The organism is Niallia sp. Kr1 (assembly GCF_050389805.1).
Taxonomy (GTDB): Bacteria; Bacillota; Bacilli; order Bacillales; family Cytobacillaceae; genus Bacillus_BD.
This window is the reverse complement of record NZ_CP130945.1, coordinates 3,096,733-3,110,111: the sequence shown is the minus strand read 5'-3', so window position 1 is coordinate 3,110,111 and position 13,379 is coordinate 3,096,733. Positions and strand designations below refer to the sequence as shown.

16 protein-coding genes and 1 tRNA gene are annotated in these 13,379 nt (G+C 35.0%); 11 read left to right on the top strand and 6 right to left on the bottom strand.

Going from position 1 to position 13,379, the window contains the following annotated elements; genetic code table 11:
• Window positions 1–62: 62 nt before the first annotated feature.
• Window positions 63–335, bottom strand: coding sequence for a hypothetical protein (locus Q5760_RS15205; protein ID WP_428908480.1), 273 nt, complete (start codon window positions 333–335; stop codon window positions 63–65).
• 330 nt (window positions 336–665) lie between these two features.
• Between Q5760_RS15205 and zupT the strand changes: the two genes are divergently transcribed.
• From zupT to Q5760_RS15165, 8 genes are all read left to right on the top strand, one after another.
• Window positions 666–1,493 carry a zinc transporter ZupT gene (gene zupT / locus Q5760_RS15200; protein ID WP_428908479.1) on the top strand — a complete coding sequence of 276 codons (828 nt, stop codon included), beginning with the start codon at window positions 666–668 and terminating at the stop codon, window positions 1,491–1,493.
• Between the two features lie 162 nt (window positions 1,494–1,655).
• Window positions 1,656–2,267: a polymer-forming cytoskeletal protein gene (locus Q5760_RS15195; protein WP_428908478.1), complete on the top strand. Its 612-nt coding sequence runs from the start codon at window positions 1,656–1,658 to the stop codon at window positions 2,265–2,267.
• A gap of 294 nt (window positions 2,268–2,561) precedes the next feature.
• Complete coding sequence (locus Q5760_RS15190) at window positions 2,562–3,566, top strand: polymer-forming cytoskeletal protein (protein ID WP_428908477.1); 1,005 nt, start codon at window positions 2,562–2,564, stop codon at window positions 3,564–3,566.
• A 180-nt stretch (window positions 3,567–3,746) separates the two neighbouring features.
• A complete protein-coding gene (locus Q5760_RS15185) occupies window positions 3,747–4,022 on the top strand; it encodes a YqhV family protein (protein WP_428908476.1) in 276 nt (91 codons plus the stop codon).
• 182 nt (window positions 4,023–4,204) lie between these two features.
• Window positions 4,205–4,591, top strand: a complete 387-nt coding sequence (locus Q5760_RS15180; RefSeq protein WP_428908475.1) for a hypothetical protein — start codon at window positions 4,205–4,207, stop codon at window positions 4,589–4,591.
• On the top strand, window positions 4,581–5,066 hold the full coding sequence (locus tag Q5760_RS15175; RefSeq protein ID WP_428908474.1) for a hypothetical protein: 486 nt from the start codon (window positions 4,581–4,583) through the stop codon (window positions 5,064–5,066). Before Q5760_RS15180 ends, Q5760_RS15175 begins: the two co-directional genes overlap by 11 nt.
• Window positions 5,067–5,351: 285 nt before the next feature.
• Window positions 5,352–5,540, top strand: a complete 189-nt coding sequence (locus Q5760_RS15170) for a hypothetical protein (protein ID WP_428908473.1) — start codon at window positions 5,352–5,354, stop codon at window positions 5,538–5,540.
• 97 nt (window positions 5,541–5,637) lie between these two features.
• Window positions 5,638–5,925, top strand: a complete 288-nt coding sequence (locus Q5760_RS15165) for a hypothetical protein (protein WP_428908472.1) — start codon at window positions 5,638–5,640, stop codon at window positions 5,923–5,925.
• A gap of 463 nt (window positions 5,926–6,388) precedes the next feature.
• Here Q5760_RS15165 and Q5760_RS15160 read toward each other — a convergent pair.
• The 3 genes from Q5760_RS15160 to Q5760_RS15150 all read right to left on the bottom strand — a co-directional run bounded on the left by Q5760_RS15160 (window position 6,389) and on the right by Q5760_RS15150 (window position 8,079).
• Window positions 6,389–6,462, bottom strand: a tRNA-Arg gene (locus Q5760_RS15160).
• A 79-nt stretch (window positions 6,463–6,541) separates the two neighbouring features.
• Window positions 6,542–7,591, bottom strand: a complete 1,050-nt coding sequence (gene selD / locus Q5760_RS15155) for a selenide, water dikinase SelD (protein WP_428908471.1) — start codon at window positions 7,589–7,591, stop codon at window positions 6,542–6,544.
• A gap of 116 nt (window positions 7,592–7,707) precedes the next feature.
• Window positions 7,708–8,079 (bottom strand): Hsp20/alpha crystallin family protein, encoded by a 372-nt coding sequence (locus Q5760_RS15150; RefSeq protein WP_428908470.1) that lies wholly within the window; start codon window positions 8,077–8,079, stop codon window positions 7,708–7,710.
• Window positions 8,080–8,181: 102 nt separating this feature from the next.
• On the opposite strand from Q5760_RS15150, the gene selA reads away from it, so the two are divergent.
• The gene (gene selA, locus Q5760_RS15145) at window positions 8,182–9,588 is read left to right on the top strand and encodes an L-seryl-tRNA(Sec) selenium transferase (RefSeq protein WP_428908469.1); all 1,407 of its coding nucleotides are present in this window, start codon (window positions 8,182–8,184) and stop codon (window positions 9,586–9,588) included.
• Between the two features lie 93 nt (window positions 9,589–9,681).
• Here selA and Q5760_RS15140 read toward each other — a convergent pair whose 3' ends face one another.
• Window positions 9,682–9,822: a small acid-soluble spore protein P gene (locus tag Q5760_RS15140; RefSeq protein ID WP_428908468.1), complete on the bottom strand. Its 141-nt coding sequence runs from the start codon at window positions 9,820–9,822 to the stop codon at window positions 9,682–9,684.
• Window positions 9,823–9,933: 111 nt separating this feature from the next.
• Here Q5760_RS15140 and Q5760_RS15135 point away from each other — a divergent pair, with 111 nt between their 5' ends.
• Window positions 9,934–10,194: a hypothetical protein gene (locus Q5760_RS15135; protein WP_428908467.1), complete on the top strand. Its 261-nt coding sequence runs from the start codon at window positions 9,934–9,936 to the stop codon at window positions 10,192–10,194.
• Between the two features lie 32 nt (window positions 10,195–10,226).
• Here the strand turns inward: Q5760_RS15135 and sspO are convergent, their stop codons facing one another.
• Complete coding sequence (gene sspO / locus Q5760_RS15130; protein WP_428908466.1) at window positions 10,227–10,376, bottom strand: small acid-soluble spore protein O; 150 nt, start codon at window positions 10,374–10,376, stop codon at window positions 10,227–10,229.
• Window positions 10,377–10,641: 265 nt separating this feature from the next.
• On the opposite strand from sspO, the gene acnA reads away from it, so the two are divergent.
• Window positions 10,642–13,347: an aconitate hydratase AcnA gene (gene acnA, locus Q5760_RS15125; protein ID WP_428908465.1), complete on the top strand. Its 2,706-nt coding sequence runs from the start codon at window positions 10,642–10,644 to the stop codon at window positions 13,345–13,347.
• Window positions 13,348–13,379 lie beyond the last annotated feature (32 nt).

Genomic DNA, 13,379 nt, shown 5'->3' with positions numbered 1-13,379 from the left:
ATGGACTTCTTCTGTTTCGTTATAACGCATCAGAAAAAGTCCTCAGTTTGTATTTATAAATTTCATACACATTGAAATCTAATATGCTCCTTTATTGTGGTATTTAATTTAAACATGACACTATTAAATACCTCATTTTTATACGATTGGAGCAAAGCGTGTTTTAAATTAAAATGCTTGAAAAAATATTCGATTCTACGCTCGACATATCTAACAATCTGTTCTTTATAAATGAACTTTTTCTGTGTGATTTTTTCGTTTAATTCATCTGTTACGGAAAAGATGAATTGTAGGACCGAAAATTCTGTTTTTCCACAATACTCCACTAAATTCAAAGGAAAGACCTCCCTTTTCAATTATGTCAATTATATTTACGAAAAATTTACAATAAATTAATGCAAGTTAATAATCATTTTAATACATTTAAATTTAAAATCAACTGTTCCGACAAAAGTTGTCAAAAAATTCATAAACCAAAAGGTGGTCCGAAAAATAAACTAAAAGCAGTATTAATATATTGCAAATTATAATCATTTTAGATTAAAATGTTTACTATCGGAAACTTTTTAAAAATCATGCATATGTTAATATGAAAAAATTTTTTTACCCAAAAGTTGGTCGAGGGAAACTTTTTATCATGAGGACAAAACACAAAATAAAAATATATGATTGAAGGAGAGGAAAATGGAGTGGAAAATGTTTTATTAGCATTCGGATTAACACTTTTTGCCGGTTTGGCTACTGGTATAGGGAGTATACTTGCTTTTTTTACTTCGCGAACCAATACAAAGTTTCTGTCTCTTGCACTAGGATTTTCAGCAGGGGTCATGATTTACGTTTCGATGATCGAAATTTTTGTAAAGGCAAAAGATTCGCTAGTTGGTGAAATGGGGGAAGTTCAGGGGAATTGGATCACTGTTGTAAGTTTTTTTGCGGGGATGTTATTGATTGCCCTAATCGATAGGTTTATTCCGAAACAAGGGAATCCACATGAATTGAAAACAGTTGAAGAGATGAATACGAATAAGCCAGCACATGATCCAGCTCTTTTGAAAATGGGATCTTTCACAGCATTGGCTATTGCCATTCATAATTTTCCAGAGGGAATTGCTACTTTTACTTCAGCCATTCAAGACCCATCTCTTGGAATTGCGATTGCGATCGCCGTAGCTATTCATAATATTCCAGAGGGAATTGCTGTTTCGGTTCCTATCTATTTTGCTACTGGAAGTAAGAAAAAGGCCTTCAAGCTATCTTTTCTATCCGGTTTATCAGAGCCAGTTGGTGCACTTCTAGCCTTTTTGATCTTAATGCCTTTCTTAAATGAAGTGATGTTCGGGGTTATATTTGCTGCTGTAGCAGGTATCATGGTATTTATCTCACTTGATGAATTATTGCCTGCTGCAAAGAAGTATGATGAAGCACATACTTCCATATATGGGTTAATTGCTGGAATGGCTGTAATGGCGTTAAGCCTGTTATTAATTATTTAACATCTGAAGCTTTACATTTTTTATAAAAATAATGCTGTAAAAACTAGAAGGAGTACATCGTTTAAATATGAGTTATTCCTTCTAGTTTATTTTTTGTACATACTATGCAAAAACATGTACAAAATACTAAGGAAAATTGTTTCCAGAAGGAGGAGAACTACAATGAATTTAAAAACATTTGTAGCTTCATTATTATTAGTTGGTTTATTAGCAGGTTGTGGTGGTAATGATGAAGCAGCAGATGATCAAAATACAGATACAACTACACCAACTGAGGAGCCGGCAGAAGAACCAAATACAAATGCTGGTGAAGGTGAAGAAGCGACAAATGAAGAGGAACAAACAGATGTGAATACTACCGCATCAATTGTGAATGAAGGAGATGCTTTTGTAAAAGCGGTTAGTGAAAATGGAACATGGATCATTGCTATTTTAAATGATATTAATATTGATCAAGATGTAGTAGTGGCTGGAGAATTCCATGATAAGAATGATGCTACTAAGGATGTCTATCGTAAAATAGCTCTATACGAACAAGATCAGGATCGTAATATCACTGCTTCCCATACATTAACTGTACCAAAATTAACAATCCAAAGCCCAAATTTATTGATAAAAGGTGGAACTGTTAAAGGGGACATCTATGTAGAAGAAAAAGGTTTTAAACTTGATGCAGATGCAAAAGTTGAGGGTAACATTTTTTATGCAAATGAAGAGGTTAAAAACTCAGCCATCATTGATGGCGAAGTTTCTGGTAACCAAACAGTTGAATAACTTACATTAGAATAACTTGATTTCTTGCTTTATATAGAAGCAATATAGTGACATTAAAATAGCCCAAGAGGTTAGTTGAATTAAACTAACCTTTTTGGGTTATTTTTTTCTATGGATTAAACTGAAAATCGAAAAGAATGTCACGTTAATAAAGGACAAAAGTAACAATAACTCCGATTACTATTGAAGGGAAATGTCAAAAAATATACAAATTTGTCGGTAAATTATGTATAAAATCTATGATAAAGTAAATACAGAATCAAATATGAAAACTCTTACAGGGAGGAAACATCAATGAAATTTAAAGCATTATTAGTTTCATCTTTATTAGTAGGGACTCTAGCAGCTTGCGGTACAGAGGAAGCAGCGGAAGAACCAAAAGAGGAAGTAAAAACTGAGCAACCAGCCGCTGAGTCTACTGAGGAGAAAACAGATGTAGTAACAACTGCTTCAATTGTTGATAATGCTGAAGATCTAGCAAAAGCAGCAAGTAAAGATGGAAATTGGATTTTTGCCATTACAAATGATGTAACAATGGATAAAGAATTAGTTGTTGAAGGTGAATTCCACGATAAAGGTGATACAACAAAAGATATTTATCGTAAATTTGCTCCATACACACAAGATGCTGACCATAATGTTCTAGAAAGATTTACATTAACCGTTCCTAAAATGACAGTTAAAAGTGAAAACTTCAAAGTTCAAGCTGGTATTGTAAAAGGTGACGTTTATGTAGAAGCAAACGGTTTCACTTTAACTGAAGATGCAACAATTGATGGAAATATTTACTATGCAAGTGAAGATTTAAAAGCATCTGCTAAAGTGGATGGAAAAGTAACTGGAGCTCAAGAAGTTAAAGCAGCAGATGCAGATGTAGTAACGACAGCTTCAATCGTTGATAATGCGGAAGATTTAGCAAAGGCAGCAAGTAAAGATGGAAATTGGATTTTTGCCATTACAAATGATGTAACAATGGATAAAGAACTGGTTGTTGATGGAGAATTCTACGATAAAAACGATAAAACAAAGGATATTTATCGTAAATTTGCACCATATACACAAGATGAAAACCGTAATGTTCTAGAAAGATTTACATTAACCGTTCCTAAAATGACAGTTAAAAGTGAAAACTTCAAAGTACAAGCTGGTATTGTTAAAGGTGACGTTTATGTAGAAGCAAATGGTTTCACTTTAACTGAAGATGCAACAATTGATGGAAATATCTACTTTGCAAGCGAAGATCTAAAATCAACTTCTAAGGTAGATGGTAAAGTAACTGGAGCTCAAGAAGTAAAATAAGTAAAACTTTGATAAAAACAGAAGCAGGTTACCAAAAGTGATGCAAATCTCTTTTAGTGACCTTTTTTTCTTTTCTGGATGTTTTTACACTTTAATAAGTACTTATATTTGTAAAACTTGTCCTTCTTTGAATGTACTCTGCATATATTTATGGATGAAAGTGCATATAGGAGGGATAGGATGTTTCATTTAATTGAAAAAGCGATTTTAGGAATGGCTTTCTTACGTTTTTTTTCTGGGAGTCTTGAAATTTTAGTTGCTTTTCTATTTATAAAATATAATGACATTGAAAAGGCATTAGTTATTAATAGTTCATTGGCACTAGTAGGACCCATTATCTTGTTACTTACAACCACAATTGGTTTAGTTGGAATGGCAGAGAAAATTTCAATAACAAAAATCTTATGGGTTTTTGGTGGGGTTGCATGTATTATCTACGGTGTAAAAAGTAACTAGTTCAAAAAAGTTCTGCGCTGATTCGCGCAGAACCTTTTTTTATATTTTCCTTTATAGGCTATTTCTATCATTATAAACATATGACTTTTGTGGCAATTTAATGATTTTGTTCGAATTATGTCGAAAATCATGTATAATAATTAATTGCAGATGATAAGATTATAGTTAGGGAGGATTATAGAATGATGGAATGGGCGTTAGTTTTACTTTTTGGTGCAGCCGTTTTGCTGCTCATTTTATCGTTTAGTAAAAATAATCAAGCCTCTAAAAAGATAGACAAACAATTAGAGGAGATTACTTTTACTTATATGGAAGAAGTAAATAAGCTACAACAACAAATTCGAAATTTAGAACTAGATACTGAAATAATTGCAGTTCAAGCAGGGTTAGGTCATGAAAATGGTCAAAAACGTATGTTGAATCGTGAAATTCTTGACTTGTATAAACGTGGCTATTCTGTAGAAAGTATTGCACTTAAGAAACGTTTATCAGCTGAAGAAATAGAGGAGCTTCTTTCCCCTTTTAAGCAAAATAGCCAAGAAGGGAGAAATGTAGATCATGACATCTAATTCAATTCGTAGCTTTGCTTCAGGGCTTTTATTAGCAGCTGGAGTATGCGGAGTGGTTTACTTTTTGGAATCCGATGAAGCAAATAGTGGTGAAAAATCGGATACAAAACAGGTAGTTGAAACACCATCAGTCGATGAAATGAAAGATGCCCTTGCTGCAGAAGGATATGTAATCCAAACAGAGGAAGAATGGGATAAGCAGCTTTCAACAGCAAAAGCAGAAGCCAGTCCGGACCAAACACAAGAGCAACCAGCCCAGGAGAAAGTTATTTATCGTACGATGATTTCCGTATCCAGTGGTATGACAAGCATTGATGTTGGAAAAGCCTTAAAGCAAACTAATATTATCGAAGATGCATTTGCTTTCTCAAAAGAAGTTGAAAACAGAGGACTTTCAAATGGCTTACGTCCAGGCATGTATGAAATCAGCAGTGAAATGTCATTAGATGAAATCATTTCAACTATTTTCAAATAATCTTATTATGTAAACTACCCAAAACAAGAGATGTCCGCTTTTACAGCTGGATATCTCTTGTTTTGTAATTCCTTATTAAAAGAACTACATATTTAGTTACTTGTACTATGTGCTAATTACACAATATAGAAAGTTATCCCCGTACAATATTTTATTTGGAACCCTTAATATTTCCGCGACTTGTTGATTAATAAAAAGAAACACAGGTGATGTCGGTTTCAGTTTTTTTCCCTAAATTAGGTTAAATGATCATATAGTTATAAGACATCTAGGGGGATGGCATGAATGGCAAGATTTGAGAAACAAAGGAATTTTTTAAAATCAAATTTTACTGAATTCAAACAAATAAGAACAGATATAATGAAGGGTATCCCAAAACCATCAATTGTAAAGTCATATGACTTTTCCTCAACTATTATTGCACTCCAATCTCCAATAAAAAATAGTGTCAAAGAATCTAATTTTATGAGCTAATCAAAAACAGAAGAAGTACTAGATTTTATTCAGACGAACAATTAAGTCCTTGAGGAATTATCTTACCTGTTATGGGCAAACTCAAGGAATTACAACTATGAAGAAAGCAGGATTAACTCTTAAAACGGTACCGTGTAGTGGAGCAACCCATACATTTGAAACCTTTCTCTTTAAAATGCGGGTCGAAGGATTGCGGACAGGAATTTACAGATATCTCCCAGTTGAGCACCAAATTCTATTTATGTTTGAATTAGATCAAATTGATGAAATTACGTCGGATCAGCCCTTTGTACCTAATTATACTGAAAAAGCTGCAGTCGTATTTGCTTGGAGTACTATCCCTTATCGCTCCGAATGGAAATTGCCAAAATCTTTATCTGTCTAGTGAATTAATTGATGCTGGAGCTTGTGCTATAGGCATCTATGACCAAAAATTAATAGATGAAGTCCTGGAACTAGACGGAAAAGAAGAATTTATTCTTTACCTTGCAGCTGTGGGAAAAAACGAAATTAGGATATATAATAAATAGATTAACCACAACCACGGAACAATTAAAATCTATAAAGAAAATTCCCTTATCATAAGTAAGAAGGGGAATGGTTTATTTGCTATTGTTTAATAACTTTAAATGGTATATTTTCGTTTTTTTCTACTTCTCTCGCCTGAACAAAACTTAAAATGGCTTTATCAAAGTATATTGAATATCAAGTGTATGTGACCATATTAAAATGATCAACCATAACTAGTAACACTTAAAACAACAAAAAAAGTTGATTCAAACCATAACATTACCCAAAATAAAAAAAAGGATAAATGGCTTTAAATCAACTTTCATAGATTTCTCTTACGTCCCAGAAGGGATTCGAACCCCCGACCTACAGTTTAGGAAACTGTTGCTCTATCCTGCTGAGCTACTGGGACTTAATGACAACTATTTATTATAAACTTTTAAACTGGATTGGTCAATAAAAAATGAGGTAAAGAGGGTCTAAAACCCTCTTTACCGATTAACATAAATTAACTTTTCTTGTTTTTCTACAACTTTTCCAATGATCCAAGAATCTTGTCCAGACTCTTTCAATGCTTTTGTATACTTTTCAGCACCTGTTGGATCAATCGCAATTAATAATCCTCCAGATGTAATGGCATCGCAAAGTATTAATTGCTCTTCAGGGGCAATATCATGATAGTGAACATCTTTTTCCAACCAATTAAAATTAGCCTTTGTTCCACCTGGCACGACACCATTTCTTGCTAATTGTAAGGCACCATCTAAGATTGGCACTTTGTTGAAATCAAATACTAAGCTTACATTACTTCCACTTGCCATTTCACTTCCATGCCCAAGGAGTCCAAATCCAGTTACATCTGTCACAGCACTTGGTGAAAAATCACTCAATACTTCTGCTGCAAGTTTATTTAACAAGGCCATAGTCTCTGTAACGATCTTTTCTTGCTCTGGTGAAACAGCACCACGTTTGATACCTGTTGTGATGATTCCGACACCAATCGGCTTTGTTAACACGAGAGCTTGTCCAGGTTTTGCTCCGACATTTCTCCAGAACTTATTTGGATGAACGATTCCAGTCACGGATAAACCATATTTTGGCTCTTGATCATCAATCGAATGCCCACCAATTAGAAGAGCTCCAGCTTCCTTCACTTTATCCGATCCACCACGTAGTATTTCAGCTAGCATCTCTCCGCCTAGCTTTTTAACGGGGTATCCCACCATGTTTAAAGCTGTTTTTGGGGTGCCACCCATAGCATAGACATCACTTAATGCATTTGCTGCAGCAATCTGTCCAAACATATAGGGATCATCTACAACAGGAGTAAAGTAATCTATGGTTTGTATTAATGCGATTGAATCGGTTAATTGATAAACACCAGCATCATCTGACGTTTCACGCCCGACGAGCAATTCTGGTACATCTTCTTGTTGTGGTAATAAACGCAAAACTTGCGCTAGGTCCTCAGGACCAATTTTACATCCTCAACCCGCTTTTGTTGAAAAAGAAGTAAGGCGAACTTTTTCTTGGTCGCTCATAGCAATCACCTCCATATTTTAGTATACAAGTTTTTAAAAATAGATGCATTTAATATTGCAAAAAAACACTTAAAGTATGTCATAATGGATTAGGTTTCCTTCAATATGGGGGATAACTAAATAGAAATGATTCGATTTAATCCGTTTTCAATTCGTTGTTTCGAAATAAAGACTTCTAGGATGCCGTTTTCAAAGGTGGCTTTAACGTCATGATACGAAACGTTAAAAGGAAAAGAAATGCTTCTTTGTTTTTGAACATGATCACCATCAATATCAATTAAAATGGTGTCAACTTCGATTTTTATCAAAATATGGTTTTTATCTATTTCTGGCAATAGAGCTTCAATAATATATTCATCAGCTGTTTCAAACAAATCAATTCTAAAAACCGTTTCATCCAAATATGAGGTCAAGGGATCTAAAAAATAGTTTTCCAGCCATTCTTCAACAACCTTTAGATCTAAAGGCTTATCCTGTTTGTCTAGCATGTTCATTAATCCTCCTTACTATGATTTACAATATGCAGGAGATTATGAAAAGTGAAGAATGTTATAATGAAATAGCAATTATTTTTTTGGAGGGAATTAAGCTTGAAACACTTATTAAGATACATACCACCTGTGCATGAATTACAAAAGAGTAAGCGATTTCAGGTAATGGCGGTTCAATATAATGTTGATCAAATCAATTTAACCGTTCATTTAACAAATGTAATAGAAAAAACAAGAACACTAATTGTAAATGGTACTTGGACAGGTCCTGAACCTGGAAAGCAATTATTTAATGAATATTTATTTGATGAGGTTGAACAAACCGTAAAATCTTATTTCAGCTATACCCTGAAAAGAGTCATCAATGCTACAGGTACCATTTTACATACCAATTTAGGAAGAGCTCGTTTGAGTGAGCAGGCGGCAAGTCATGTAATGGAAACGACCATGCAATATTCAAACCTAGAATATAATGTAGATAAAGGCATCCGAGGCTCTAGACATAGTCATGTGGAGGAGTTGGTAAAGCGAATGACTGGCGCAGAAGCTGCAATGGTTGTTAACAATAATGCAGCAGCTGTTTATATTATTTTACGTGCTCTTGCATCAAATCGAGAAGTCATTGTGTCTAGAGGTCAACTCGTTGAAATTGGAGGTTCATTCAGGATCTCATCAATTATGGAAGAAAGTGGAGCAAAATTAGTAGAAGTGGGTACGACCAATAAAACGCATTTATACGATTATGAACGAGCGTTAAGTGAAGATACAAAAATGATTTTAAAGGTACATACAAGTAATTTTAAAGTTGTCGGTTTTACAGAATCGGTTGAAACAAAAGACCTGGCCCAGTTAGCGAGTCTTCATGATCATGTCATTTTATACGAAGATTTAGGAAGTGGTGTGTTATACGATTTTCGTAAACACGGGATTGGAAGTGAGCCTGTTGTCCATGAGGTATTAAAAATGGGTGCAGATATTGTTTCCTTTAGTGGGGATAAACTATTAGGAGGACCACAAGCTGGTATTATTGCTGGTAAAAAACATTTGATCGAAAAATTAAAAAAACATCAATTAGCTCGCGTTTTACGAGTTGATAAAATGACGCTAGCTGCTTTAGAAGCGACATTAATGCAATATAGTAAAGGCAATGATGAATTGATGAAAATCCCCGTCATACGTGACTTATTGTCAACGGCAGATGAGATTAAAGAACGTACCATTCATTTTATGGAGGAACTGAAGAAGTTGACCGATTCATATGAAATTGCGATAAAGGCTGACGTAAGCCAAGTTGGAGGAGGGACAATGCCAGAGGTTGAGTTGCCTACATATGTTGTTTCATTGCAGCATAAGCAATTTTCTGCTTCAAAGCTAGAACTGCGCCTTAGGACTCAACATACACCTGCCATCATTGTTAGAATTCAAAATGATGTTATCCAAATTGATTTAAGAACTGTTTCAAAGGAAGAAGAGGGAACGCTTCTTCATGGTCTTGCTTCAATTTAATCGTTAAAATCAAGATATTCTATAATTAAATGTATTCGAGAAGGTAAGAATTATTCCCTTCTCGAATTCTGTTACCAATAAAATTATTTAAGTTTACATATCATGATGGGATTTGCCTTTTTGTCTTGTATGGTTACGATTTTTCACTTTTTTAGATCCGCTTAATGGCTCTTGTTGACCAGACTGTTTTGGTTGGTTTCTTCTCATATCTTGACCATCGTTTTTATTCACCATGTTTAATCCCTCCTCCTTTTTAAGATGTGAAAATGAATCGATTTTATACTGAATATTTTCACTTATGGTTGGACAATTTAACGGTACATATTTGTAAAGGGGGCAAGAGAAATGCCATACCATAAAAATAAACAACAAGCATTTCAAGCAGCGCAACAGGGTGTAGAGGATGTAGAAGAGCTTTATTATGAAATTGTTCAAGATTCCGCAAGTTATGGTCATCAACTAAAGCATCTAAAGAATGAAGTAAATGAAGCCTATCAGCAAATTGAAAATGCATTGGAAGTAGCATCTGAAAAACAACGAGCTCAACTAGAACAATTTCAATCCGATTTACAAAGTATTGTCAACGAAGTTAATACGAACCCATAAAAATAGACCCCAAAGAGGGGTCTTTCCTTTTGTTATTGGTTTTTCTTGCGTTTCTTATTATTTAATTTTTGTGCTTCTGTCAGTGGTTCATTTGAAAATTCCTCATTAAAACCTGCGCCCTTTCCTTGGGCACTTGCTGCGTTAGCCCCTGGGATTACATGATTGGCTTTTCTTTTACTCATATGAATCACCTCCGTCATTTTATTATTTCTTATGGATGAAACTTTATTCGATTTGTTAGAGGAACCTATCAATTAATGTCTATAGATTATAATGGTAAGTCATTTTGTGTATCAAAACAGACCATCTTCATATTTACATATTTTAATCCTTATATTAAAATATAAAATAGTTAGAAAAGTTTGTCACAATTCAAACTTTTCGACAAATAAAAGAAAGTTGTATATCATAGTTATAAATAGAATTGAAAATAGGGGGTAATACATAATGTCGACAAACGATGTTTTTCAAGCCCGAAAGTCATTTGAACTAAACGGGAAGCGTTACAATTATTATCAATTAGATGCATTAGAAAAAGCTGGAGTAGGAAAGGTTTCAAAATTACCATATTCCATAAAAGTATTATTAGAATCCGTTCTTCGTCAACAAGATGGAAGAGTCATTACGAAGGAACATGTTGAAAACTTAGCAAAATGGGGTACGGACGAAGTTAAAGAAATTGATGTTCCTTTCAAGCCTTCTCGTGTTATCCTACAAGACTTTACTGGTGTGCCAGCTGTCGTTGATCTTGCATCTTTAAGAAAAGCGATGGCAGATTTAGGCGGCGATCCCGACAAAATTAATCCTCTTAAACCAGTGGATCTTGTTATTGACCACTCCGTTCAAGTAGATAAGTATGGGAACCAAGACGCATTAGGTTTAAATATGAAATTAGAATTTGAACGAAATACAGAGCGTTATCAATTTTTAAGCTGGGCTCAAAAGGCATTTGATAACTACCGTGCTGTTCCGCCAGCAACAGGGATCGTTCACCAAGTTAACCTAGAATACTTAGCGAACGTTGTTCATGCAGTTGAAAATGATAATGGTGAATACGAAGCATTTCCTGATACATTAGTTGGTACAGATTCACATACTACGATGATTAACGGAATTGGTGTTTTAGGTTGGGGTGTAGGAGGTATTGAAGCAGAAGCAGGAATGCTAGGTCAGCCTTCGTATTTCCCTGTACCAGAAGTAATAGGGGTTAAATTAATTGGAGAACTTCCTGATGGAACTACCGCTACAGATCTAGCTCTAAAAGTAACTCAAGTATTACGTCAACATGGTGTTGTTGGTAAATTTGTTGAATTCTTTGGCCCAGGTGTACCTGCATTACCACTAGCAGACCGTGCAACGATTGCAAACATGGCACCTGAGTATGGTGCAACTTGTGGATTCTTCCCAGTTGACGGTGAATCACTAGAGTATATGCGTTTATCAGGTCGTTCTGAAGAACAAATCCAAATTGTTGAAACGTATTGTAAAGAAAATGGGTTATTCTTCGATCCATCTTTAGAACCTGTTTATACAGATGTAGTAGAAATTAATCTTGCTGAAATTGAAGCGAACCTTTCCGGACCAAAACGCCCACAAGATTTAATTCCACTATCAGCAATGAAAGAAGAATTTAATAAATCTCTAACTGCACCACAAGGAAACCAAGGCTTTGGTTTAAATGCTGATGAAATTAATAAATCTGCTGCTGTTCAATTTGAAGAAGGCGACTCAGTTGAAATGAAAACGGGTGCCATTGCGATTGCTGCAATAACAAGTTGTACAAACACTTCAAATCCATATGTTTTAGTCGGTGCAGGATTAGTGGCGAAAAAAGCAGTTGAGTTAGGATTGCAGGTTCCAAAATATGTAAAAACTTCTTTAGCTCCGGGATCTAAAGTAGTAACAGGATATCTTCGTGATTCTGGCTTACTTCCTTATATGGAGCAACTTGGTTTTAACTTAGTTGGATATGGATGTACAACATGTATCGGAAACTCTGGTCCGTTAAGAGACGAAATTGAAAAAGCCATTTCTGAGAGTGACCTATTAGTAACTTCTGTTCTTTCCGGTAACCGTAACTTTGAAGGACGTATCCACCCGCTTGTAAAAGCAAACTACTTAGCTTCACCACCATTAGTTGTGGCGTATGCATTAGCTGGAACTGTGGACATTGATCTTCGTAACGAAGCAATCGGAAAAGATAAAAATGGCAATGATGTATTCTTCAAAGATATTTGGCCAACTTCTGCAGAAATTAATGAAGTGGTTAAGCAAACTGTTACACCAGAATTATTCCGTTCAGAATATGAGAACGTGTTTGGTGATAACGAACTTTGGAATCAAATTCAAACAAGTGATGATGCACTTTATGCATTTGATGAAAAATCAACTTATATTCAAAACCCTCCATTCTTTGAAGGTTTAAAACCAGATCCAGACGAAGTCGAACCGTTAACAGGTTTACGTGTGGTTGGAAAATTTGGTGATTCTGTTACAACAGACCATATTTCACCAGCAGGTGCGATTGGGGTTAATACACCAGCAGGTAAATATTTACGTGAGAACGGAGTAGAACCACGTGACTTTAACTCCTACGGCTCTCGCCGTGGTAACCATGAGGTTATGATGCGTGGAACATTTGCGAATATCCGTATCCGTAACCAAATTGCTCCTGGAACAGAAGGTGGGTATACAACTTACTGGCCAACTGGTGAAGTTACATCCATCTATGATGCTTGTATGAAATATAAAGAAAATGGTACAGGATTAGTCATCTTAGCAGGTAAGGACTATGGAATGGGTTCATCTCGTGACTGGGCTGCTAAAGGAACAAACCTACTTGGTATTAAGACTGTTATTGCTGAGAGCTATGAGCGTATTCACCGTTCTAACCTTGTTTTAATGGGTGTTCTACCACTTCAATTCAAAGAAGGCGAAAGTGCTGAAACTCTTGGATTAACAGGTAAGGAAGTAATTGATGTTGTAATCGATGAAAATGTTCGTCCACGTGATCTTGTAAAAGTAACTGCAACAGATGATGAAGGAAACAAGAAAGAATTCGAAGCTTTAGTTCGTTTCGATTCAGAAGTAGAAATTGATTACTACCGTCATGGTGGTATTTTACAGATGGTTCTTCGTGAGAAATTAAAATAAGATTACTAATTTAAAAGCACCCGTACGTTTTT

Excerpts from the sequence above, each read along its gene's own strand:
- Q5760_RS15140 (WP_428908468.1), bottom strand. The coding sequence starts at position 9,822 with ATGGTGAATAAAAACGATGGTCAAGATATGAGAAGAAACCAACCAAAA.
- zupT (WP_428908479.1), top strand. The coding sequence starts at position 666 with ATGATTGAAGGAGAGGAAAATGGAGTGGAAAATGTTTTATTAGCATTC.
- Q5760_RS15135 (WP_428908467.1), top strand. The coding sequence starts at position 9,934 with ATGCCATACCATAAAAATAAACAACAAGCATTTCAAGCAGCGCAACAG.
- Q5760_RS15150 (WP_428908470.1), bottom strand. The coding sequence starts at position 8,079 with ATGCTAGACAAACAGGATAAGCCTTTAGATCTAAAGGTTGTTGAAGAA.
- Q5760_RS15175 (WP_428908474.1), top strand. The coding sequence starts at position 4,581 with ATGACATCTAATTCAATTCGTAGCTTTGCTTCAGGGCTTTTATTAGCA.
- Q5760_RS15190 (WP_428908477.1), top strand. The coding sequence starts at position 2,562 with ATGAAATTTAAAGCATTATTAGTTTCATCTTTATTAGTAGGGACTCTA.
- Q5760_RS15180 (WP_428908475.1), top strand. The coding sequence starts at position 4,205 with ATGATGGAATGGGCGTTAGTTTTACTTTTTGGTGCAGCCGTTTTGCTG.
- Q5760_RS15185 (WP_428908476.1), top strand. The coding sequence starts at position 3,747 with ATGTTTCATTTAATTGAAAAAGCGATTTTAGGAATGGCTTTCTTACGT.
- sspO (WP_428908466.1), bottom strand. The coding sequence starts at position 10,376 with ATGAGTAAAAGAAAAGCCAATCATGTAATCCCAGGGGCTAACGCAGCA.
- acnA (WP_428908465.1), top strand. The coding sequence starts at position 10,642 with ATGTCGACAAACGATGTTTTTCAAGCCCGAAAGTCATTTGAACTAAAC.
- Q5760_RS15165 (WP_428908472.1), top strand. The coding sequence starts at position 5,638 with ATGAAGAAAGCAGGATTAACTCTTAAAACGGTACCGTGTAGTGGAGCA.
- Q5760_RS15170 (WP_428908473.1), top strand. The coding sequence starts at position 5,352 with ATGGCAAGATTTGAGAAACAAAGGAATTTTTTAAAATCAAATTTTACT.
- Q5760_RS15195 (WP_428908478.1), top strand. The coding sequence starts at position 1,656 with ATGAATTTAAAAACATTTGTAGCTTCATTATTATTAGTTGGTTTATTA.